The sequence below is a fragment of the Nocardiopsis sp. CNZ308 genome (assembly GCF_004217075.1).
Window position 1 is genome coordinate 1,319,479 of sequence record NZ_SHKJ01000001.1, and the last position, 20,372, is coordinate 1,339,850.

Here is a 20,372-nt window from a genome sequence, read left to right on the forward strand (position 1 = left end):
GGCGGTTTCAGGCCGTCTGGCCGCCGTCGCCGCCGTTGTCGGCCTCGGCGGCCTTCCTGGCCTTCTCCTCCGCGCGCTTCTTCTTCTCGGCGTCGCGCTTCTTGCGCTCCTCGATCTCCGCCTGGGTGTCCTCGTTGTAGGCGGCGAGCGCGGCGTCGATGTCGGTGTCCAGCGCGAGCCCGCCGTCCTTGACGTAGAGCCCGCGGTTGCAGAACCGGCGCAGGTCCCTCTCGCTGTGCGACACCAGGACCATCGTGCGCTGGTTGGCCAGCATGCGGTCGATGGCCTCGTAGCACTTGCGCTTGAAGGCCTTGTCGCCGACCGCGAGCACCTCGTCGACCAGCATGATCGGGTGCTCCAGCTGCGAGATCAGCGCGAAGCCGAGCCGCACCTTCATGCCGCTGGAGTAGTGGCGCACCGGGGTGTCCACGAACTTGGGCTTGATCTCGGCGAAGTCGATGATCTCGTCGAAGCGCTCGTCGATCTGCTTCTCGGTCATCCCGTGCAGGGAGCCGACCAGGTACACGTTCTCGCGGCCGGTCAGGTTGTCGTTGAACCCGGCGCGCAGCTCCAGCAGCGGGGCCACCTTGCCGTGGACGTGCACCTCGCCCTCGTCGGGGATGAGCACCCCGGCGATCAGCTTGAGCAGGGTCGACTTGCCGGTGCCGTTCTTGCCCACGATGCCCACGCACTCGCCGCGTCCGATCTCGAACGTGACGTCGCGCAGCGGCCAGAACTCGTCGCCCTCGGCGTTGGGGTCGCGCTTGGTGCCGTGGATGAACATCTCGCGCAGGCTGCGCTTGCGTCGGCGGTTCACGGCGAACTTGACGCCGAGGCCCTTGGCCTCGATGACCGGACCGGTGGTCCCGGCGCCGTAGGTCGTCTGCGCCATCACAGCTCCTTCAGGACGGACATCTCCAGACGGCGGAACGTCCAGTATCCGATGATCAGCATGAGGACCGAACCGACCACCGACGAGGTCAGCGCGAGCGTGCTCGGGGTGAGTTCGTCGAACCCGGCGAACCACACGGCACGGTGCATCTCGAAGATACCCAGCAGCGGGTTCAACTGGAAAAGTGTCTTCGCCCACTCGGGAACCGTGGTCGAGTCGAGGACCATCGTGGCCGGGAAGAGGATCGCCGAACCGTAGAACAGGATGCGGGAGGCGATGCGCACCAGCCGCTCGACGTCGCGCAGCAGCACGTTGACCGCGGACAGGAAGAGGGTGAGGCCCAGCCCGAAGGCGAACTGGAGCACGACGGCCAGCGGCAGCCACAGCAGCACGCCCTCCCACGAGGGCCTGCCGCCGAGGAAGATCACGAAGATGATCAGCACGGGCCAGGTGAGCAGGTATTCGGCGAACTTCGTGCCGACCGTGGCGATGGGGAAGATCTCCCGCGGCACCTTCATCGTGGTGATCAGCTTGGCGTGCGTGATCATCGCGCGGGGCGCCTCGGACAGGATCGCCCCGAAGGTGTTCCAGGGCAGGATCCCGGCCACGAGGAACAGCAGGAAGCCGCCGGGGGCATCCTCCGGCATACCCCGTTGTGCGTTGAGGATGACGCCGAAGACGACGAAGTAGACCCCCGTCAGAGCCAGCGGCTCCAACATCGTCCACGCGTACCCCAGTACGGACTGCTGGTACTTGACCTTCAGGTCGCGCCGGACCAGGAGGCCGACGACCTTCCGGTGCTCCCAGACGGCCAGCGCCCTTGACGCCACCGCCACCTCCAAGGGTTGATGTCTCGTCCGGTCCACGCTGAGGCCGGACGGGCGTGCTCGTACTCGCCTGTGCGCACCGGCCGGGATACGCGGTCCACCCCGTACGGCGTACCGAAACGGGGGAGCGTGTCCGGGCGACCGGGGGATGTCACGGACCGCGCCCGGTTCAACGACCGCTTCTGGGAGGAGGTCGGCACCGGGCACGCCATACAGGCGTCCATAGGTTACCGCTGCGAACGACGGGCTGTGCCACCCCACCTGTCACCAATGCGTGTTTTGTACCTTCGCCCAGAGAGGCCGGACGTGGCGTGCCGGGGCCGCGCGGTGAGCGAAGCGACGGGCGGGGGCTCCGACCGGCGGACCGTGGGCTAGCCTCGGCCGGGAACGCACCGGGCCCGGGGGACCGCGCCGGATCGCGGGGGCGCGGAACCGCGGGCGGCACGGTGTGTAGGCGGCACGGTGTCGGCGGGCCCGGAGGGAACCGCGCGCGAAGCGCGTCCGTTGAGGGCGGTGGAGGGCGACGGGTGGGACCCCCGTACATCCGGGAGACCCGGACGCGGCCGGGCGCACCAGGGGTATCCGGCCGCCGTGGACGGCGGCCGTGGACGACGGAAGAGGTGGAGCCATGCGTCCGCGCGTGATCGCGGCGGTTCTGGCCGGAGGGGTGGGCGCGCGGATGGGCGCGCCCGCGCCCAAGCAGCTGCTGCCCCTGGAGGGCCGGCCCATCCTGGAGCACGCCATCGCCGCCTTCGAGGCGTGCCCGGACGTCGACGAGATCGTCGTGCTCATGGTGGAGGAGTACCTCGACCGGGTCCGGGAGATCGTCGACGCGGCCGGGTTCACCAAGGTCACCGCGGTCCTCCCCGGCGGAGAGACCCGCACCGGCACCTCCGTCGCCGCCCTGGCCGCGATGGGCGGCGCCGCCGACACCGACCTGGTGCTGCTGCACGACGCGGCGCGCCCGCTCGTGAGCCCGGCGGTCATCAGCGCGTGCGTGGCGGCGCTGGCGGAGACGGGCGCGGTCGGGGTGGCGGTGCCCAGCGCCGACACCGTGGTGCGGGTGGTGCCCGGCGGTTCCGGCGGCGAGGTGATCGCGCAGGTCCCCCCGCGCGCGCGGCTGCGCAGGATGCAGACCCCGCAGGGCTTCCGGCTCGGTGTGGCCCGCCGCGCCTACGAGCTGGCCTCGGCCGACCCGGACCTGGTGGCCACCGACGACTGCGGCGTGGTGCTGCGGTACCTGCCGGAGGAGGAGGTGCGGATCGTGCCCGGAGAGGAGACGAACATCAAGGTGACGAACCCGGGCGACGTGGAGATCGCCGAGACGCTGCTGCGCCGCGGGCGCGAGCGCGCCGCCCTGTCGGGGGCGGACGCGTGAGCCGGGTCTTCGAGGCGACCGAGGTGGTCGGGCACCGCGGCGCGGGGCGCGGCGTGGTGGACGGCGCCCGGGAGAACACGCCGGAGTCCTACGCCGCGGCGGCGCGGGCCGGGGCGCACTGGATCGAGATCGACGTGCGCCGCACCGCCGACGACGCGCTGGTGCTCTACCACAACGCCGCCCTGGACGACGGCCGCGCGATCGTGGAGCTGACCGCGCGCGAGTGCGCCGGGGCCGGGCTGGTCGGCCTGGAGGAGGGCCTGGCCGCGATCCCGGCCGGGGTGGGCCTGGACGTGGACGTCAAGTCGGTGATGGAGGACGCGGTCGACGCCCCCTCGCGCCGGACGGTCTCGCTGCTCCTGCCGCACCTGCGCAGGGAGGCCGGACGCCGCCGGGTGTTCGTCTGCTCCTTCGACCCGGGCGTCCTGCTCGCCGTCCGCGAGGAGGTTCCGGAGGTGCCCACGGCGTGGATGCCGTTCGTGCGCAACCCGCTGGACCAGGCCGTGGCGGGCGCCGCCGGGATGGGGTGCCCGGTGGTGGCGATCGACGCGCGCTCGTTCGGGCTGTCCGGCGACGCGCCCCGACCGGACCGCCGGTCGGTGGAGTACACCGTGGACCTGGCGCACCGGGCGGGGATCGAGGTCGTCTCCTGGTGCCCGGACCCGGTGGACGCGGCGCGGTTCGCCGAGGCGGGGATGGACGCGGTCGTGGTGGACGACGTCCCGGGAACGGTGTCCGCGCTCAAGGGCGGCGCCTCCGCGGAGTCCTGAACCGCATCCCCGCCCCGCCTCGCCGATCCCACCGACCGGGTTCCGCCGCCCGGTTCCGGGCCCGCAGGTCCCCGAACCGGGCGGCGGCCTCAGATCCGGCCGAGGAGCTCGGCCTTCTTGGCGGAGAACTCCTCGTCGGTGAGCAGTCCCCTGGCGTGCAGTTCGCCCAGGCGCTCGATCTGCTGGAAGATCCACTCGTTGTCGGGTCGGCCGTCGGCCTCCCCCGGGGCGTCCACGGCCTGCGGCGGGGAGGCCGCCCCGGCCTCCGGTCCGGCGCTCCGCCCCGTGTCCGCGTCCGAAGCCGCGGGCCCCGCGGACAGGGCCCGCAGCTGCCCGGTCGAACGCGCCGCCGCGTCCAGCCACCACCTCGGGTCCCTGAGCCTGGCGGCGACGCCGCGCCCCTCCCGAGCGTCGGGCCCCGACGCCTCCGCGGCCCACACGTGGGCGGTGACCGCCGCGGCCATGAGCAGGGTGTCGTAACCCTCCGCCCCCTCGTCCGCGACGAGGGCGTGCAGGTCCTGCTTGGGTTTGCCGGTGTCCCCGCCGCCGGTGTCGGCGGTGACCAGGCGCATGTAGCCCCACTCCCAGCCGTCGGAGGGCGCCCAGTCCACCCCGGTGATCTCGGAGAGGTCGTACTCACGGCGCTGCGCCCTGCGCTTGCGCCCGCTCGCCTCGCCGCCGGACCAGACCAGGCGCACGGTGGAGCCGTCCAGGGTCGCGGTCCCCTCCGCCGTCTGGATGTGGAAGGGCAGCCGGGGCACCAGGCGGACGGCCGTGTCGGGGGCGGGCGGCCCGCTCTGCTCGGCGGCGAACCGGATCTGGTCGGCCAGGTACTCGGCGACCAGTTCGCCGCTGGCCTGGCCGGTGAGCCGGAAGGGCTGGGACTTCTCCTTGAGCATCGCGCCGACCGCCGCGTAGGGGTCGGTCCGCTCGTGCAGGCGCAGTTGCAGCAGCCACCCCTTCCTGGGGCCCGCGCCGGGCTGGAAGTCGACCTCGGCGATCGCGGCCACGGGGAGTTCGAGCTGGCCGATCCGTTTGAGCAGGGGGTCCTTGAACCAGCCCTGGGCCTCGTACCTGATCGCGATCGTCTCACCGTCGAACCGCCACACGGCCTGGTTGCCGCGCAAGTCGTCCATGACACCCACTTTCCCTTTCCCGTCCCTCACCTCTGCTTAGCAGAAGGCCCTCTCCCGCACGAGAGAGGGCCGGGGCCGGAAGCAGCCGGGGAGGGAGGGCGCATCAGGCCCGGGCGGCCTGCGCCGTGCGCGAGTCCGAGCCGAGTCCGGGCGGGCTGGTGATGAACCCGGCGCCCCACGACATGTGCATGGTGGCCAGCGCGAGCGGGATCATCGGCAGGCTGGCGGCGGGCAGGCCGCGGCCGAGCGGCACCGACGCGGCGGTGACCAGGACCAGGTAGGCGGCCGGGACCAGGAACAGCGGCCAGAGGAAGAAGCCGCCGACCAGCCCGGCGACCACACCCGCCAGGGCGACGGGCGGGGCCAGGTAGCGCAGGTTGATGGTGCCCTTGTGCTGGCGGGAGACCACCCTGCGCCAGCGGCCGTAGTGGAAGTACTGCTTGGCGAGCAGGCGCACGTTGCGCCGGGGGCGGTAGGAGACCCGCATGCGCGGCTGGAACCACACCGTGCCGCCGGTGGTGCGGATGCGGTGGTTCATCTCCCAGTCCTGGGCCCGCAGGAAGGCCTCGTCGTAGCCGCCGACCCGCTCCAGCGCCGAACGCCGGAAGACGCCCAGGTACACGGTGTCGGCCGGACCGCCCTCGCCGCCGGTGTGGAAGCGCGCGTTGCCCACGCCCACCTTGGAGGTCATGGCGGCGGCGACCGCCTTCTCCCAGGGGGTCGTGCCCTCGGCGGCCATGATCCCGCCGACGTTGTCGGCGCCGGTCTCGCGGAGGGTCTCCACGGCCACCCGCAGGTAGTCCGAGGGCATCATGGCGTGCCCGTCGATGCGGGCGACGATGTCGTGCGAGGAGGCCCCGATGGCGGCGTTGAGCCCGGAGGGGGTCCTTCCCGTGGGGTTGTCCACCACCTTCACGCGCGGGTCGGCGGCGGCGATCCCGTCGGCGACCTCGCGGGTGCGGTCCGAGGAGGGTCCGACCCCGAGCACGACCTCCAGATCACCCGGGTAGTCCTGGGCGAGGACGTGCTCCACCGCGGCGGCGAGGTGGCGCTCTTCGTTGAGTACGGGCATGACGACGGAGACAGGCGGCCAGGACACGGGCACTTCCCAGGGTCAAGACGTGTCGGGACTGCGTAGGAGCGTGTCGTACGCGCGTCAACGGTACTGCACACCCGTCGCGGTCCCGGCCCGGCGAAGCCCGCCGGGCCGGGGTCGCGGTGTCTCAGCCCTGGTTCTTGACGGGCCTGCCCTCGGCGTCCTTGAACGAGCCGACGATGATCATGATCAGGTCGATGAGCGTCCACACGCCGGCGCCGCCGCAGGTGAGGATCATCAGGACGCCGGTGCCGATCTTGCCCGTGTAGAAGCGGTGGACGCCGATCGTGCCCAGGAACAGGCAGAGCAGGAGGGCCACGAGCCAGCTCCTGCTGGAGACGGCCTCGGGGTAGGGGTGGGTCACTGGAACTCCGTGCTGCGAGAGGGACGTGGTGAGGGGGAACGGCGCCCTGCGGGCGCCCCGTGCGGACCCCGCCGGACACGGCGGGGGTCCCGTTCGGCCGCGGGCCGGGGCCGACGTGGCCGCGCCAGGACATTGTCACCGCATCGGACCGCGATTTCGGTCACGTGGCGGTACCGGATACGGCTCAGGATGGCACCGCCCGCGCGGAACCCCCGCGCAGTTCACGGCGTCATAACAAGGAGAGGGACAGGCAAAGAGGAGGACAACACGCCGGGGGTTGACATCCCGCGCGCTTCGGCGAATCGGGTGACAACCTAGGGATAAGGACACCGTTGACCGGTTGGGACGGGGACGCCGATGAGCGATGACAGAGCGGGACGGCAGGGACCCGCGGAGGAGTTCCGCCGCCAGCGCTCACAGCCCCTCCCGCCCGAACGCTCCCCCAGGTCCGGCCGGGTGACCGTGCCCAGCGCCGCCACCCGTCGGCGCCGTACCGGCCTGCTGGTGATGAGCGCGCTGTCGACGCTGGTCCTGCTCGCCTCGGGCACCTCGTGGGCGCTCACCGGGTGGATGTCGGGGACCCTGAACCGGTTCGACGTGTTCGGCGGCCTGTCCGAGGAGGGCCGCCCCGAGCAGACCGGCGGCCTGACCTTCCTGGTGATCGGCTCCGACAACCGCGACGAGATGAGCGCGGAGGCCCAGGAGGACCTGAGCGTGGGCTCCACCCCGGGCCAGCGCTCCGACAGCATGATGCTGGTGCGGCTCAACCACGACCGCGACCACCTCACCGTCGTCGGCATCCCCCGGGACCTGTGGGTGGACGTCCCCGGCCAGGGCCCCGACAAGATCAACGCCGCCTACGCCCACGGCGGCCCCCAGCTGGCCGTGCGGACCGTGGAGTCGGTGACCGACGTGCGCGTCGACCACTACGTCGAGGTGGACTTCAACGGCTTCGTGGACGTCGTGGACGCCCTGGGCGGCATCGAGGTGTGCCTGCCCGAGGCGATCCACGACCCCAAGGCCCAGCTGGACATGGAGGCGGGCACGCACCGGGTGGACGGGGCCGAGGCCCTGGCCTTCTCCCGCACCCGCGCCACCTCGCGCGGCGACCTGGACCGGATCGAGCGCCAGCAGCAGGTCCTGTCCGCGATGCTCGACCAGGCGATGAGCACCGAGACGCTCTCCGACCCGGCCAAGCTGACCGACTTCCTGGACAGCGCCCTGTCGTCGGTGACCGTGGACCAGGGGCTGGACACCAGCACCATCAACGAGCTCGCGTACCAGATGCGCGACATCGACCTGGGCGAGGTCACCTTCACCCAGGTGCCCATCGCCGACATGGAGTACTGGACGCCGCGCGGCGACGTCGCCGTGCTGTGGGACGAGCCCGCCGCCCGCGAGCTGTTCGCCGCGGTCCGGGCCGACCGGCCGGTGGACGGCTCCGGGGAGGAGCGGGCCGGGTCCGAGCCGGAGCCCGGCGACATCCGGGTCCAGGTGTTCAACGGGATCGGCACCGCGGGCCTGGGCGCGCAGCTGGACGCCGAACTGGCCGCGGCCGGGTTCCAGGTGGCCTCCCCGGCACGGAACTGGAGCAGCCTCGACGTCGCCACCACCCAGGTGCGCCACGGCCCCGACGACGCGGCCGCGGCCGAGTACGTGGCCGGGATGATGCCGGGATCGCAGACGGTCGAGGACGACGCCCTGGACGGGGGGCTCCAGATCGTGATCGGGTTCGACTACACGGCGTTCGAGGCCCCGCGGACCGCGGACGCCACCCCGCGGGAGGAGCCCTCGGCCGCGGAGGAGACCGGTTCGGTCTCGACCGCGCGGGAGAACGTCTGCGAGTGACGCGAGGGAAGGAATCACCGTGCTGCACCATCTGGTAGGCCTGCTCGGCGGCGTCGCCCTGGCCCCCGTGCTGTGGGTCGCCGCGGCCTGGTCGTCCGGCCTGCTCCCCCGGTTCGCCGAGGGGGAGGTGACCGTGGCGACGGTGTCGTCGGCGGTGGTGCTGGGGGCGCTGGGGGCGGTGTGCGCCTACCTGGTGGCGTCCCGGCTGTCGCCGCTGGTGGCCGGTGCCAGCGGGGCCCTGCTCACGGCGCTGAGCCTGTGGCCGGTCGCGCACCCGGCGTCCATGGGGGCGGCGCTGTCCTGGCTGAACGAGGACAGCTTCCTCTACCCCTCGGGCGCGGGACTGGCCGTGGCGCTGCCGCTGGGGACGCTGCTGCTGTTCTCCGCGGCGATGCCCCTCCGGTGGCGTGCCGCGAACGAGGGGGCCCCGCCCTCCGAGCGCCGGGTCGTGGCCCGCGCCAGCCGGGAGGAGTACCGGCGCGGGGCGGTCGGTGACACGGTCCCGGACGCGGTCCCCGGCGTCCCGGACCCGGCGTGGCCCGCCGACGACCCCGCCGCCGGTCCCGGTGACGGGTTCGGTGACGGCCCCGGCGGTGGTCCCGACGGCTTCGAGGGCGACCCGGACAAGACGACCACGCCCTTCCGTCGCGGGGAGGACGGCTCCGGGTGGACGCCCCTGGACCGGGGCGGGCGCGGGCCGAGATTCGGTCGCCGACGCTGAACACGCCCCTGTGGCCGATACGCCGGACCCACCGGTAACCTGAGCGCCTGACTGTTCACGCGGCGTTCGGTCGTGCGCCACGCCCCGGCGCGTAAGGTGATGCATCGCGCCCCGGGCACACCCGTAGGCTGAACAATGTCCGTTTTCTGCCCTCAAGCAGGGTGTTGACCGCCTCCAGCGGGCACAACCAGCGAAACGGGAGCGGACGAAAGCGAGGAAGGACACCACCAGTGGTCGAAGCGGACCGTATGCGCGTCTCCGTCATCGGTACCGGGTACCTGGGTGCCACCACCGCGGCCTGCCTGGCCGAGATGGGGTTCGAGGTCCTGGGGCTCGACGTCGACGAGGCCAAGATCGACATGCTCCGCTCCGGCAGGGTCCCCTTCTTCGAGCCCGGGCTCGAAGAGCTGCTCACCGCGAACCTGGGAACCGGCCGCCTGCACTTCACGACCTCCTTCGCCGAGGTCGCGGAGTTCGCCGACCTGCACCTGATCTGCGTGGGCACCCCTCAGCGCGACGACTCCGGCGCGGCCGACCTGCGCTACGTCAACGCCGCGGTGGACCAGCTGGCCCCGCACCTGACCCGCCCCGCCGTGGTCGTGGGCCGCTCGACCGTTCCGGTGGGCACCGCGGCGACCCTGGCCGCCCGGCTGTCCGCGCTGGCCCCCGTGGGCGAGGAGGCCGAGCTGGGGTGGAGCCCGGAGTTCCTGCGCGAGGGCTTCGGGGTGGAGGACACCCTGCACCCGAACCGGATCGTGATCGGCACCGACTCCCCCCGGGTCGAGAAGGCCGTGCGCGCCCTGTGGCAGCGCCAGATCGACGACGGCGTCCCCTTCCTGCTGACCGACCTCCAGACCGCCGAGCTGGTCAAGGTGTCGGCCAACGCCTTCCTGGCCACGAAGATCTCCTTCATCAACGCCATGGCGGAGGTGTCGGAGGTGGCCGGGGCCGACGTCATCCAGCTGGCCGAGGCGCTGTCCTACGACGACCGCATCGGCGGCAAGTTCCTCGGCCCGGGCCTGGGCTTCGGCGGCGGCTGCCTGCCCAAGGACATCCGCGCGTTCATGGCGCGCGCCGACGAGCTGGGCGTGGAGCCCGCGCTGTCCTTCCTGCGCGAGGTGGACGCGATCAACCAGCGCCGCCGCGCGCGCACCATCGACATCGCCCGCCAGCTGATCGGCGGGAGCTTCGCCGGGCGCACGGTGACCGTGCTGGGCGCGGCGTTCAAACCCAACTCCGACGACATCCGCGACTCGCCCGCCCTGGACGTGGCCGCCACCATCGCCTCCCTGGGCGCACAGGTGACGGTGTACGACCCGCGGGCGCTGGAGCGGGCGCGCGAGGCGCACCCGGAGCTGAACTACGCCGACTCCATGCTGGCGGCGGCGCGCGGCGCCGACGTGGTGCTGCTGCTCACCGAGTGGGCGGAGTTCCGCGAGGCCAACCCGGAGGAACTGGCCGGGGTGGTGGCCCGCAAGCGCATCGTGGACGGGCGCAACGCGCTCGACCCCACCTACTGGCGCGCCTCGGGCTGGACCTACCGGGCGCTGGGCCGCCAGTAGTCCCTCCCCCTCGTCACGCACCACGGCCGGGCCCGCGCGGGCCCGGCCGTCCGCTTTTTCGGCCGGAACCCCGAGCGTGACGCGTTGACCGTGGTTGACTTCACTCCGTAGTTGCCTGTGTACGCCCGGCACCGTGCCGGGCGTCCGAGGACGGACGGAGTCCCACCCGTGAAGCTTTCCGTGACGGTCGGCACCGCGCTGGCCCTGCTCATGGCGGCCCAGCCCGCCCACGCGGTGCCCGCGCCCCCCGCGCCGTCGGCGCCGTTCGCGCCGCAGGAGGCGCGGTGCCCGGTGCTCGACCCGCCGCCGAGCGAGGAGGACCTGGAGCGGTACCTGTGCGGCGACCCCCGCCTGGGCCCCGCCGACCTGCCCGAGGACGGGCCGGTCGGCGCGCTGCTGGAGGGGTACGAGCGGCTCGGCGGCCTCTCCCCCGACGCGTTCCTGGACCGCTGGGCCACGCCCGAGGGCTGGGACTACCCCGACCACATGGGCTTCGTGGTGGAGGACGGCGAGCCGGTGACCGAGCTGCGGGTCCTGCCCGAGGGGTGGATGCTGGACCGCTTCGGGTCCCCGCGCGGCACGTTCCTGGCCCCGGCGGGGGCTCCGTACGAACGGCGCGCCCTGCCGCCGGACTCGTTGAACACGTGGCCGGACGGGCCCGAGCACAACTACAACTGCTACGAGGTGACCGAGGAGTTCACCGCGCTGGTGGGACCGATCGCCCCGCACTTCGAGCAGCCCGGCGGCGGCGAACAGGTGCTCGTCCCCGCCGAGGGGGTCGTGGAGGCGCCCGAGGCGGAGTACGCCTCGGTCAACCAGCTCATGGAGGGCGGCCACCTGGAGCAGCGCCCGGTCGGGGAGTGCGTCCTGGCCGAGGACTCCGCCGGCCGCCTCGGCACCGCGGCGGGGTGAACGGGCGCCGGTGCGCCCGAGCCCCACGGGGGCGGGCGCACCGGCCCGGCGCCGCTCGCGACCGGTGCGGCCCCTCGGTGGGAACGGCGGTCGGCGCGGAGGGAGGTCGGGGCGCAGGGCGGTCCGGTCACGGACGGGCCGGGACTCCCCCGGCCGGGGCGGGTGCGCCGGGCTCCTCGCCGTTGGCGGGGGGCGGCTTGCGCAGGGCGACGGCGACCAGGAGCGCGACCGCGGCCAGGACCCCCGCGCCGATCAGGGCGGCGGTGTTGACCCCGGCCGTGTAGGCGGCGAAGGCCGCGTCGATCAGGGCCGCGGGGTCCTGTTCCCGGGGGGCGGCGGCCAGGGCGCCGGTGACGGTCTCGGCCGCGGCCCCGTCCACCGAGGGCAGCGCGTCCGCCACGGACGTGCGGTAGACGGTGCTGGCGGCGGTGCCCAGGACCGCGATGCCCAGGGTGGCGCCGAACTCGGTGCTGGTCTCGGAGATCCCCGCGGCGGCTCCGGCGCGCTCGCGGGGGGCCGTGGCCAGGACCAGGGTGTTGGCCAGGGTTCCGACGACGCCGGTCCCGAAGGTCAGCAGGGTGTAGCCGCCGAGGAACACCGCCAGGTGCGTGTCGGTGCCCACCAGGCCCACGACCGCGAACCCCGCCGCGCTGAGGGCCAGCCCTCCCGCCATGAGCGCGCCGGGCCTGGCCCGGGGCGCGAGCGAGCCGGCCAGGACCGCGCCCAGGACGGTGCCCAGGATCGTGGGCAGCGCCCACAGGGCCGCGTGGAGCGGGCTCAGCCCGTGCACGGTCTGGAGGAAGGTGAAGGTCAGGAGCCCCATCCCCCCGGCGGCGAAGGACAGGACCAGGTTGCTGCCGATCGCGGCGGTGAACGCGGGGCGGGCGAGGAGCGAGACGTCCATCAGCGGGTGCGCGGCGCGGCGCTGGCGGAGCACGAACAGCGCCAGGAGGGCCGCTCCGGCCGCCAGGGCGGTGAGGGCGTGGAGGTCGGTCCCGTGCTCGGCCAGGCGCTTGGCGGCGTGGACCAGGCCGAGGACCGCGGCGAGCGAGAGGACCGCGCCCGGCAGGTCGAAGCCGGAGGCCTCCGGGTCGCGCGACTCGGGCACGAGCAGGGGCGCGGCGGCCACCAGCACGACCATGAACGGCAGGTTGACGAGGAAGGCCGAACCCCACCAGAAGAACTCCAGGAGCAGTCCGCCGAGGATCGGCCCGGCGACGGCGCCGCCGGTGAAGGCGACGGTCCAGGCCCCGACCGCGGCGCCGCGCTGGCGGGGGTCGGTGAACATGTCCCGGACCAGGGAGAGCGTGGAGGGCGCCAGGGTCGCCCCGGCCACGCCCAGCAGGGCCCGCCCGGCGATGAACAGCTCCGGCGAGGTCGCCAGCGCCAGCAGCGCGGACGCGGCGCCGAAGAGCACCCCGCCGGTGAGCAGCAGGCGCCTGCGGCCGATCCGGTCGCCCAGGCTTCCCATGGTGATGAGCAGTCCGGCGAGTACGAAGCCGTAGACGTCCATCATCCACAGCCACTGCGCGGACGTGGGCCGCAGCGCCTCGGCGATGGCGGGCGCGGCGACGAAGAGCACCGAGATGTCCATGGACACCAGCAGCGCCGGGATCAGCAGGAGGACCAGTCCGGCCCAGGTGCGGGCGGTGGCGCGTTGAGGGTTCATGGCCGTGATCGTACGTACGTCAAAAACAGGTGTCAATATGTACGTACGTCCAGATGCTAGGATCACGGGCATGAGCCAACGCGACGACCTGCTGGCGGGCGCCAGGAAGTGCCTGGTGGAGAAGGGCTACGGCAAGACCACGGCGCGCGACATCGCCGCCGCCTCCGGAGCGCACCTGGCCTCCATCGGGTACCACTTCGGGTCCAAGGACAACCTCATGAACACGGCCGTGATCGAGGCGACCGGGGAGTGGGGCGACACCTTCGAGGCCGCCATCAGCGCCTCACGCGCCGGGGCCCCGGCCGACAGGCTGCGGGTCCTGCTCGACGCGCTCTTTCGGACCCTGCCCGAGGAGCGCGACCTGCTCGTCGCCAGTGTCCAGGCCTACGCGCAGGCCCAGTTCGACGACGGTGTCCGCGCCGTCCTGGCCGAGGGCCTCCAGGGCGCCCGCCGGGGGCTGGCCGCGCTCCTGCTCGACCTGGAACCCGGGGAGGTCGATCCCGCCGTCGAGGCCGGTCTGGGTTCCATGGCCTACAACTTCGTCACCGGCTACGTCATCCAGTACCTCATCGACCCCGAGATGCTGCCGACAGTGGACCAGGCCGTCGAGGGCCTGCGCCTCCTCCTGCCCGCCGAGGACCGAGCGGGCACGCCAGGGCCCCGGCACCCGTGACGGGTACCGGGGCCGTTCAAGCGCGGGAGGGCTAGGGCCTGTTCTTCGAACCGGTCTCAGCTTGTGGGGGGTTCGTTCGGGCGCCCACGGGGTTCTGGAGGGGCCGGAGACGGGTTCGCTCGGTCCTCGCGAACCCGCCGTAGGCGCCACTGTGCCTGCGGCGACCCCGTTCCCGTGCTCCGGGCGCCCGGACAGACGCAGCGGAGCGGAGGTCCAAAAAACACCGCCTAGCGGCCGAAGCCGGTGGGCCTGCCCCCGTTCTCCACCTCGCGGCGCAGTCGCTCGCCCTTGGCGTGGGCCTGCTCCTTCAGCTCCTCCTGGAAGCGGGCCATGCGCTCGGTGAGCGCGGGGTCGCCCGCCGCCAGCATCCGCACCGCCAGCAGACCCGCGTTGCGGGCCGCGCCCACGGCCACGGTCGCCACCGGCACCCCGGCGGGCATCTGCACGATGGACAGCAGCGAGTCCATGCCGTCGAGGTACTTGAGCGGCACCGGGACGCCCACCACCGGCAGGGTCGTCACCGAGGCCAGCATGCCCGGCAGGTGCGCCGCCCCGCCCGCGCCGGCGATGACCACCTTCAGGCCGCGGCCGGCGGCCTCGGCTCCGTAGGAGATCATCTCGTGCGGCATGCGGTGCGCCGAGACCACGTCCGCCTCGAAGGGGACGTCGAACTCGCGCAGGGCCTCGGCCGCCTCACGCATCACCGGCCAGTCGGAGTCCGAGCCCATCACGATGCCCACCACGGGGCCCCTCGCGTCCCGCCCGTTGGCGCTGTCGGTCACTGTTCGTCTCCTCGCAGGTAGGCGGCGGCGTCTCGCGCGCGCGCCAGCAGGTCACGGTAGTCCTCACCCATCACGGTGACGTGCCCGATCTTGCGGCCCGGACGCACGTCCTTGCCGTAGAAGTGCACCTTCACCTCGGGGTCCTTCGCCATCACGTGCAGGTAGCGGCGGTAGACCTCGGGGTCCTCGCCGCCCAGCAGGTTGGCCATGACGGTGTAGGGCGCGTTGGTGCGCGGCGAGCCCAGCGGCAGGTTCAGCACGGCCCTCAGGTGCTGCTCGAACTGGGAGGTGCGCGCGCCCTCGATGCTCCAGTGGCCGGAGTTGTGCGGGCGCATGGCCAGTTCGTTGACGACCACGCCGTCGGCGGTCTCGAACAGCTCCACGGCCAGGACCCCGGTCACGTCCAGCGCCTGGGCGATCTCGATGGCCAGCTGCTGGGCGCGGGTGGCCTTGTCCTCGGACAGGCCCGGGGCGGGGGCGATCACCTCGTGGCAGATGCCGCCGCGCTGCACGGTCTCCACGACCGGGTAGACCGCGACCTGCCCGTGCGGGGACCGGGCGACCTGCACGGCCAGCTCGCGCGAGAAGTCCACCTTCTCCTCGACCAGGAGCGGCACCTCCTCGGCGGCGGCGCGGTCCACGACCCCGCGGGCCTCGTCGGCGTCACCGGCGACCCACACGCCCTTGCCGTCGTAGCCGCCGCGGGCCGCCTTGAGCACGACCGGCCACCCGGTCTCCCCGGCGAAGGCCGTGACGTGCTCCAGGGCGGTGACGGCGCGCCAGCGCGGCGAGGGCGCGTCCAGCTCGGCCATGCGGGTGCGCATGCGCAGTTTGTCCTGGGCGAAGCGCAGCGCGTCGCGGCCGGGGCGCAGCAGGCCCCCGGCCTCCTCGACCGCGCGCAGGACGGGCTCGGGCACGTGCTCGTGGTCGAAGGTGACCACGTCGTGGGCCTTGGCGAAGGCCAGGACGTCGTCGAGGCCGCGGTCGTCGCCCAGGGAGACGTCACCGCACACCAGCGCGGCGCTGTCGGTGGGGCTGGTCGCCAGGACCGAGAAGTCGACCCCCAGGGCGATGCCCGCCTGGTGGGTCATCCGGGAGAGTTGGCCCCCTCCCACCATTCCCACGCGCGGGACGGTGCGGTTACGCTCGCTCACAGTTCCTCAACTCACATGCTGCTCGTCAACCGCGGTGACGGGGCGGCCCCGCGCGGCGGGACCTGGCCGGATCGGCTCGGAACCCGCGGCCGGGGTCCTGGTGCGACCCCCGGCTAGAGTCTAGGGCGTGCGGACGCGACGGATCCGAGCCCCCTCCGCCCCTGGTCGGCGGCCCGGCCGGGACGGGCCCGCGCGGAGGCGGATCCGACCACCCCGACCACAGGACCGGAGGCGCAGAACGTGCGCGACTTCCTCTCCCGCCGTCCCGGGATCGCCAAGCTCGTCCGGGAGGTGGGCAAGTTCGGCTCCGTGGGCGCCGTGGCCTACGCGGTGCAGCTGGGGACGACCAACCTGCTGTGGAGCGCGGCCGGGGCGGGCCCGCTCACGGGGCAGGTGATCGGGACGCTGTGCTCGATCGCGGTGGCCTTCGCGGGCAACCGGTTCTGGACCTTCGGCGACCGGGCCCGGACCGGCTACGGCCGAGAGACCGCGCTGTTCCTGCTGATGAACGGCGTCGGCATGCTCCTCCAGCTGGCCTGCCTGGGGTTCTCGGTCTACGTGCTGGGGTTCGACGGCCCGCTCGCGAGCAACATCGCGGGCAACGTGGTCGGGGTGGGCCTGGGCACGCTCTTCCGGTTCTTCTCCTACCGCACGTGGGTCTTCCCCGAGCAGGGCGGCAACGCGGTCCGCGAGCCCGCGGAGGACCCCCCGGGCGAGCCGGTCGCCGGGCCCGGAGCCGACGGGCCCTAGATCGTTGATGGGAAAATGTGTCCTGGTCAGTGGTCGTAAGCGATCAACGACCGCTTGACCGGGGCACCCACCAGCCAGTTGTGCCAGATCGCCGCGTTCAGCGCCAGAACCCGCTGGCACACCCGGGCCCAGAGCCCCTCGCTGGTACGGGCGTTGTGACGCTCCAGCCCGAGCTGGTTCTTCAACGTCCAGATGATCGCCTCCACCCGCTGACGCAACCAGGCCGGGAACACCCCGGTATCGGCCTCGTCCCTGCGCGCCGGGCGCACGAGCACATGCCCCAGGTCCGCCGCGGCCTTTTCGATACCGGCCCCGGCGAAACCCTTGTCGCACACGATCGGGCACGGCCCCTGCGCGCACCGCTGGACGTGGAGCAGGTGCAGGGCCTGCTTGCGCTCGTCCAGCTCCTTGGGGTTGGCCAAAGAGAAGGAGACCACCGCCCCGTCGGTGGTGGTGATGAGCATCAGCTTGGACCCCCAGTAGAACCGGTGGTGGGAGGCGTCGCGCCCGTAGCCGCACATCTCGCCCAGGTTCGAGCGGTCCACGGTGGTGCGCGAGGCCCCGCACGGCACGGGGGTGCCGTCCATCAGCCGCAGTTTCTCGTGCCAGGTGGGGGTGTGGCGGGCCAGCCAGCCCGCGGCGGTGAACAGCAGCGGGGCCAGGTGGGTCAGGCGCCGGTTGTACTCGGACTGGTGCGGTAGGCGGCCGAAGAGGTGACCGATCCGGGTTGGTGCCAGACGCAGCCAGCGGCGCTCGTCGTCACAGCGCAGCAGTACCTGGGCGGTGGCGACGCAGATGAGTTCGGCGTCGGTGAGCAGGGGTGGGCGGCCCGGGCCGGTGCGTGAGTTGGCCGAAGGGATCACGTCATCGTCCAGATGGACGTAGAGTGCTGTCAGAAGGGCGTCAAGGTTGGTCGTCACACACCGATCCTCGACGCCCTTCGTCATGGGCGCAGGCGTTTCAGGAATTTCCCATCAACGATCTAGGGCCTGTTTTTTGAACCGGTCTCAGCTTGTGGGGGGGGTGGTTCGGGCGCCCACGGGGTTCTGGAGGTGGCGGAGGCGGGTTCGTGAGGAACGAGGGAACCCGCCGGAGACACCGAAGGTTCCCGTGCTCCGGGCGCCCGAACACGGACCGAAGCGAAGCGGAGGTCCAAAAAAACACTGCCTAGCGGGTGGCGGCCGCGCTCCTGCGCCGCACGCCGCGGCGGCCCGCCAGCCACACCACCGCCAGCACGTACAGCCCCACCTGGATCAGGGTCAGCACCAGCACCAGCGGTGTGCCCGCGCCCAGGGGCAGGCCGGCGCCGACCATGACCCCCGTGCCGATCTGCTCCATACGGCCCTCGAACACGCACAGCGTGAACTGCACGAGGCTGTTGACCACGTGCAGGCTGATCGCCGCCTCCAGGCCGCCGGTGCGCCAGGTCAGCCAGGACATGCCCAGCCCCATCACCGCGAGCGCCGCGGTCGTCCACGGGTCGCCCGGGTGCGTGGCCAGGTACAGCGCCGCGAACAGGGTTCCGCTGGCCAGGATGGCCGGGCCCGGGGAGCGCAGGACCCGCGAGACCGCCGACCGGCCGCGCCGCTCGTCGGGACGGGCGCCGAGCGCGCCCACCAGCTGCATGAGCATGCCGCGCAGGGTCAGCTCCTCGGCCGCCGACTGCAACGGCACCAGCAGCACGATGGCGGTCATCGCCGCGGCGAACACCTCGGTTCCGCCGGAGGCCTCGCGGGGCACCAGGTCGGGCTGGAGGAGTTCGGCCAGCGGCAGGAAGGCCACGACGCACAGGGCGACCGGGACGACCGCCACCGCCGTGCAGCGGACCAGCCACCCCCAGCGCAGCCGTCCCTCGACGGAGAACAGGGAGCCGGTCCGGCGCCACTGCACGACGCGGACCAGGAAGAGGACGATGGGGATGAACAGCGCCGACGACAGGAGCCCGAAGGCCATCTCGGCGATCACGCTCAGGGTCACCGAGTCCGGGGCCAGCCCGCTGCCGTTGACGATCGCCACGATCGTCACCGACAGGATGACGGCCATCCACAGGAAGAAGAGCAGCACCGCGAGGACGGCCAGGGTGAGCGGCGTGAACCACCAGCGGAAGCGGGACGTGCGGCCCAGCCTGTGGTAGGACTCGTCCGCTGGGAGTTCCGCGCGGGCGAAGTGGTTCCTGCGCACCGGCCTCGGCGGCGGCCAGGCCCACACGTCCGGGTCGGTGGCGGCCACGGCGTAGCCCCCGGGCGGCGTCGGCCTCCCCCCTCCGGGAGGATCCGCCCAGGTCTGCTCCTGCGTGTAGGCCCCGACAGTCCGCCCCTCCGGCCCCTCGGGCGCGGCGGGCCAGGACGAACCAGGCGGTGGCGGCACATTTCCCATCGTGGGCCGAGACTACTATCCGGGCATGTATTGCCAGCGTTAAGGCCACGCCGTTATCGCCTGGTCACGGCACGCACAGGGTGGTGCGCACGGCGCCGGACGACACCCTCCCCGCTCCCCTCTCCTCCGCGACATCCCTCACACCTTTCTCCCCGGCCCCTTCCGCGGTGCCCTCAACGCGCCGCCTCGGCGGCGGCGCGCGGCACGGGCCCGCGGGGACGCGGAATGCGCGGCGCGGCGCCCTCGTTGAACGAGGTGGCCCGCGGGAGCGATCCGGCAGGCCGCCGTCCCGTCCCGCTGACCTACGATTGAGCACATGTCCTCCACACCATCCACCGAGCAGGTGCACAAAGCCCTGGCCACGGTGCAAGACCCGGAGATCCACCGCCCCATCACCGATCTCGGCATGGTCAAGAGCGTCGACGTCGCCGACGACGGTGCCGTGAGCGTCGGCATCTACCTCACGGTGGCCGGATGCCCGATGAAGGGCCGTATCGAGAAGGACGTGACCGCCGCGGTGACCAAGGTCGCCGGGGTCACCTCCGTGCGCGTCGAGCTCGACGTGATGAGCGACGAGCAGCGCAAGGAACTCCAGACCAAGCTGCGCGGCGGCCAGGCGGAGAAGGAGATCCCCTTCGCCAAGCCGAACTCGCTCACCCGCGTCTTCGCCGTCGCCTCCGGCAAGGGCGGTGTCGGCAAGTCCTCCGTCACCGTGAACCTGGCCGCGGCCATGGCCGCCCAGGGCCACAAGGTCGGCGTCGTGGACGCCGACATCTACGGCCACTCGGTGCCCCGCATGCTCGGCGCGTCGGACTTCCCGACCAAGGTCGAGGACATGATCCTGCCGCCCACCGCGCATGACATCAAGGTCATCTCGGTCGGCATGTTCACGCAGGGCAACCAGCCGGTGGTGTGGCGGGGCCCGATGCTGCACCGCGCCCTCCAGCAGTTCCTGTCGGACGTGTTCTGGGGCGACCTGGACGTGCTGCTGATGGACCTGCCCCCGGGCACCGGCGACATCGCCATCTCCACCGCGCAGCTGCTGCCCAACGCCGAGCTGCTCGTGGTGACCACCCCGCAGCAGGCCGCCGCCGAGGTCGCCGAGCGCGCGGGCGCCATCACCGCCCAGACCCACCAGCGGATCGCCGGTGTGATCGAGAACATGTCGTACTACCTGCCGCCGGACGGCGGGGAGCCGATCCACCTGTTCGGCGAGGGCGGCGGGCGCACGGTCGCCGACGCCCTCACGCGGACGCTGGGCACCGACATCCCGCTGCTGGGCCAGGTGCCGCTGGACACCCGCCTGCGCGAGGGCGGCGACGAGGGCAAGCCCCTGGTGCTGACCGAGCCCGAGGCCGAGGCCAGCAAGGTGATCGCCTCGATCGCCGACACCCTGGTCGGCAAGCCCCGCGGACTGGCCGGCATGCAGCTGGGCATCTCCCCGGCGGGCCGCTAGGCGGTG

The 20,372-nt window shown here is 72.8% G+C and carries 19 protein-coding genes; 9 read left to right on the forward strand and 10 right to left on the reverse strand.

All coding sequences use genetic code 11. The features are described from left to right. Positions 1-7: 7 nt before the first annotated feature. Together EV372_RS05605 and EV372_RS05610 are read right to left on the reverse strand one after the other, a co-directional pair. Positions 8-892, reverse strand: a complete 885-nt coding sequence (locus EV372_RS05605) for an ABC transporter ATP-binding protein (protein WP_130395123.1) — start codon at positions 890-892, stop codon at positions 8-10. Then, positions 892-1,734, reverse strand: coding sequence for an ABC transporter permease (locus EV372_RS05610; RefSeq protein WP_130395124.1), 843 nt, complete (start codon positions 1,732-1,734; stop codon positions 892-894). Before EV372_RS05610 ends, EV372_RS05605 begins: the two co-directional genes overlap by 1 nt. A gap of 613 nt (positions 1,735-2,347) precedes the next feature. Between EV372_RS05610 and EV372_RS05615 the strand changes: the two genes are divergently transcribed. Continuing rightward, positions 2,348-3,097 carry an IspD/TarI family cytidylyltransferase gene (locus EV372_RS05615; protein WP_130395125.1) on the forward strand — a complete coding sequence of 250 codons (750 nt, stop codon included), beginning with the start codon at positions 2,348-2,350 and terminating at the stop codon, positions 3,095-3,097. Continuing rightward, positions 3,094-3,867: a glycerophosphodiester phosphodiesterase gene (locus EV372_RS05620; protein ID WP_130395126.1), complete on the forward strand. Its 774-nt coding sequence runs from the start codon at positions 3,094-3,096 to the stop codon at positions 3,865-3,867. Before EV372_RS05615 ends, EV372_RS05620 begins: the two co-directional genes overlap by 4 nt. A gap of 89 nt (positions 3,868-3,956) precedes the next feature. Here the strand turns inward: EV372_RS05620 and EV372_RS05625 are convergent, their stop codons facing one another. The 3 genes from EV372_RS05625 to EV372_RS05635 all read right to left on the reverse strand — a co-directional run bounded on the left by EV372_RS05625 (position 3,957) and on the right by EV372_RS05635 (position 6,463). Continuing rightward, complete coding sequence (locus EV372_RS05625) at positions 3,957-5,003, reverse strand: DUF4429 domain-containing protein (protein ID WP_130395127.1); 1,047 nt, start codon at positions 5,001-5,003, stop codon at positions 3,957-3,959. Positions 5,004-5,106: 103 nt separating this feature from the next. After that, the gene (locus EV372_RS05630) at positions 5,107-6,102 is read right to left on the reverse strand and encodes a glycosyltransferase family 2 protein (RefSeq protein WP_013154879.1); all 996 of its coding nucleotides are present in this window, start codon (positions 6,100-6,102) and stop codon (positions 5,107-5,109) included. 124 nt (positions 6,103-6,226) lie between these two features. Further along, positions 6,227-6,463 carry a TM2 domain-containing protein gene (locus EV372_RS05635; RefSeq protein WP_013154880.1) on the reverse strand — a complete coding sequence of 79 codons (237 nt, stop codon included), beginning with the start codon at positions 6,461-6,463 and terminating at the stop codon, positions 6,227-6,229. A 357-nt stretch (positions 6,464-6,820) separates the two neighbouring features. On the opposite strand from EV372_RS05635, the gene EV372_RS05640 reads away from it, so the two are divergent. The 4 genes from EV372_RS05640 to EV372_RS05655 all read left to right on the forward strand — a co-directional run bounded on the left by EV372_RS05640 (position 6,821) and on the right by EV372_RS05655 (position 11,506). Further along, positions 6,821-8,311: an LCP family protein gene (locus EV372_RS05640; protein ID WP_130395128.1), complete on the forward strand. Its 1,491-nt coding sequence runs from the start codon at positions 6,821-6,823 to the stop codon at positions 8,309-8,311. A 19-nt stretch (positions 8,312-8,330) separates the two neighbouring features. Beyond that, the gene (locus EV372_RS05645; RefSeq protein WP_130395129.1) at positions 8,331-9,032 is read left to right on the forward strand and encodes a YIP1 family protein; all 702 of its coding nucleotides are present in this window, start codon (positions 8,331-8,333) and stop codon (positions 9,030-9,032) included. Between the two features lie 230 nt (positions 9,033-9,262). Beyond that, a complete protein-coding gene (locus EV372_RS05650) occupies positions 9,263-10,594 on the forward strand; it encodes a UDP-glucose dehydrogenase family protein (protein WP_130395130.1) in 1,332 nt (443 codons plus the stop codon). A gap of 168 nt (positions 10,595-10,762) precedes the next feature. Next, positions 10,763-11,506: a TNT domain-containing protein gene (locus EV372_RS05655; RefSeq protein ID WP_130395131.1), complete on the forward strand. Its 744-nt coding sequence runs from the start codon at positions 10,763-10,765 to the stop codon at positions 11,504-11,506. 127 nt (positions 11,507-11,633) lie between these two features. Here the strand turns inward: EV372_RS05655 and EV372_RS05660 are convergent, their stop codons facing one another. Beyond that, positions 11,634-13,175, reverse strand: coding sequence for an MFS transporter (locus tag EV372_RS05660; RefSeq protein WP_130395132.1), 1,542 nt, complete (start codon positions 13,173-13,175; stop codon positions 11,634-11,636). A gap of 70 nt (positions 13,176-13,245) precedes the next feature. On the opposite strand from EV372_RS05660, the gene EV372_RS05665 reads away from it, so the two are divergent. After that, positions 13,246-13,848, forward strand: coding sequence for a TetR/AcrR family transcriptional regulator (locus tag EV372_RS05665; RefSeq protein WP_130395133.1), 603 nt, complete (start codon positions 13,246-13,248; stop codon positions 13,846-13,848). A 227-nt stretch (positions 13,849-14,075) separates the two neighbouring features. Here EV372_RS05665 and purE read toward each other — a convergent pair whose 3' ends face one another. After that, entirely contained in the window at positions 14,076-14,630 is a 555-nt protein-coding gene (gene purE, locus EV372_RS05670) for a 5-(carboxyamino)imidazole ribonucleotide mutase (protein ID WP_372497229.1), read from the reverse strand. After that, positions 14,627-15,784: a 5-(carboxyamino)imidazole ribonucleotide synthase gene (locus EV372_RS05675; protein ID WP_130395134.1), complete on the reverse strand. Its 1,158-nt coding sequence runs from the start codon at positions 15,782-15,784 to the stop codon at positions 14,627-14,629. Before EV372_RS05675 ends, purE begins: the two co-directional genes overlap by 4 nt. Before the next feature lie 240 nt (positions 15,785-16,024). On the opposite strand from EV372_RS05675, the gene EV372_RS05680 reads away from it, so the two are divergent. Further along, complete coding sequence (locus EV372_RS05680; protein WP_130395135.1) at positions 16,025-16,534, forward strand: GtrA family protein; 510 nt, start codon at positions 16,025-16,027, stop codon at positions 16,532-16,534. A 26-nt stretch (positions 16,535-16,560) separates the two neighbouring features. On the opposite strand, the gene EV372_RS05685 is transcribed toward EV372_RS05680, so the two are convergent. Both EV372_RS05685 and EV372_RS05690 read right to left on the reverse strand, forming a co-directional pair. Then, complete coding sequence (locus tag EV372_RS05685; RefSeq protein WP_130395136.1) at positions 16,561-17,454, reverse strand: transposase; 894 nt, start codon at positions 17,452-17,454, stop codon at positions 16,561-16,563. A gap of 247 nt (positions 17,455-17,701) precedes the next feature. After that, positions 17,702-18,763, reverse strand: coding sequence for a CPBP family intramembrane glutamic endopeptidase (locus EV372_RS05690; RefSeq protein ID WP_197044364.1), 1,062 nt, complete (start codon positions 18,761-18,763; stop codon positions 17,702-17,704). Positions 18,764-19,226: 463 nt separating this feature from the next. Between EV372_RS05690 and EV372_RS05695 the strand changes: the two genes are divergently transcribed. After that, the gene (locus tag EV372_RS05695) at positions 19,227-20,366 is read left to right on the forward strand and encodes an Mrp/NBP35 family ATP-binding protein (protein ID WP_130395137.1); all 1,140 of its coding nucleotides are present in this window, start codon (positions 19,227-19,229) and stop codon (positions 20,364-20,366) included. Positions 20,367-20,372 lie beyond the last annotated feature (6 nt).

What these genes read in the sequence shown, in the direction of transcription:
- EV372_RS05605 (WP_130395123.1), bottom strand. Translation starts at nt 892, where the DNA reads ATGGCGCAGACGACCTACGGCGCCGGGACCACCGGTCCGGTCATCGAG.
- EV372_RS05615 (WP_130395125.1), top strand. Translation starts at nt 2,348, where the DNA reads ATGCGTCCGCGCGTGATCGCGGCGGTTCTGGCCGGAGGGGTGGGCGCG.
- EV372_RS05625 (WP_130395127.1), bottom strand. Translation starts at nt 5,003, where the DNA reads ATGGACGACTTGCGCGGCAACCAGGCCGTGTGGCGGTTCGACGGTGAG.
- EV372_RS05640 (WP_130395128.1), top strand. Translation starts at nt 6,821, where the DNA reads ATGAGCGATGACAGAGCGGGACGGCAGGGACCCGCGGAGGAGTTCCGC.
- EV372_RS05660 (WP_130395132.1), bottom strand. Translation starts at nt 13,175, where the DNA reads ATGAACCCTCAACGCGCCACCGCCCGCACCTGGGCCGGACTGGTCCTC.
- EV372_RS05665 (WP_130395133.1), top strand. Translation starts at nt 13,246, where the DNA reads ATGAGCCAACGCGACGACCTGCTGGCGGGCGCCAGGAAGTGCCTGGTG.
- EV372_RS05695 (WP_130395137.1), top strand. Translation starts at nt 19,227, where the DNA reads ATGTCCTCCACACCATCCACCGAGCAGGTGCACAAAGCCCTGGCCACG.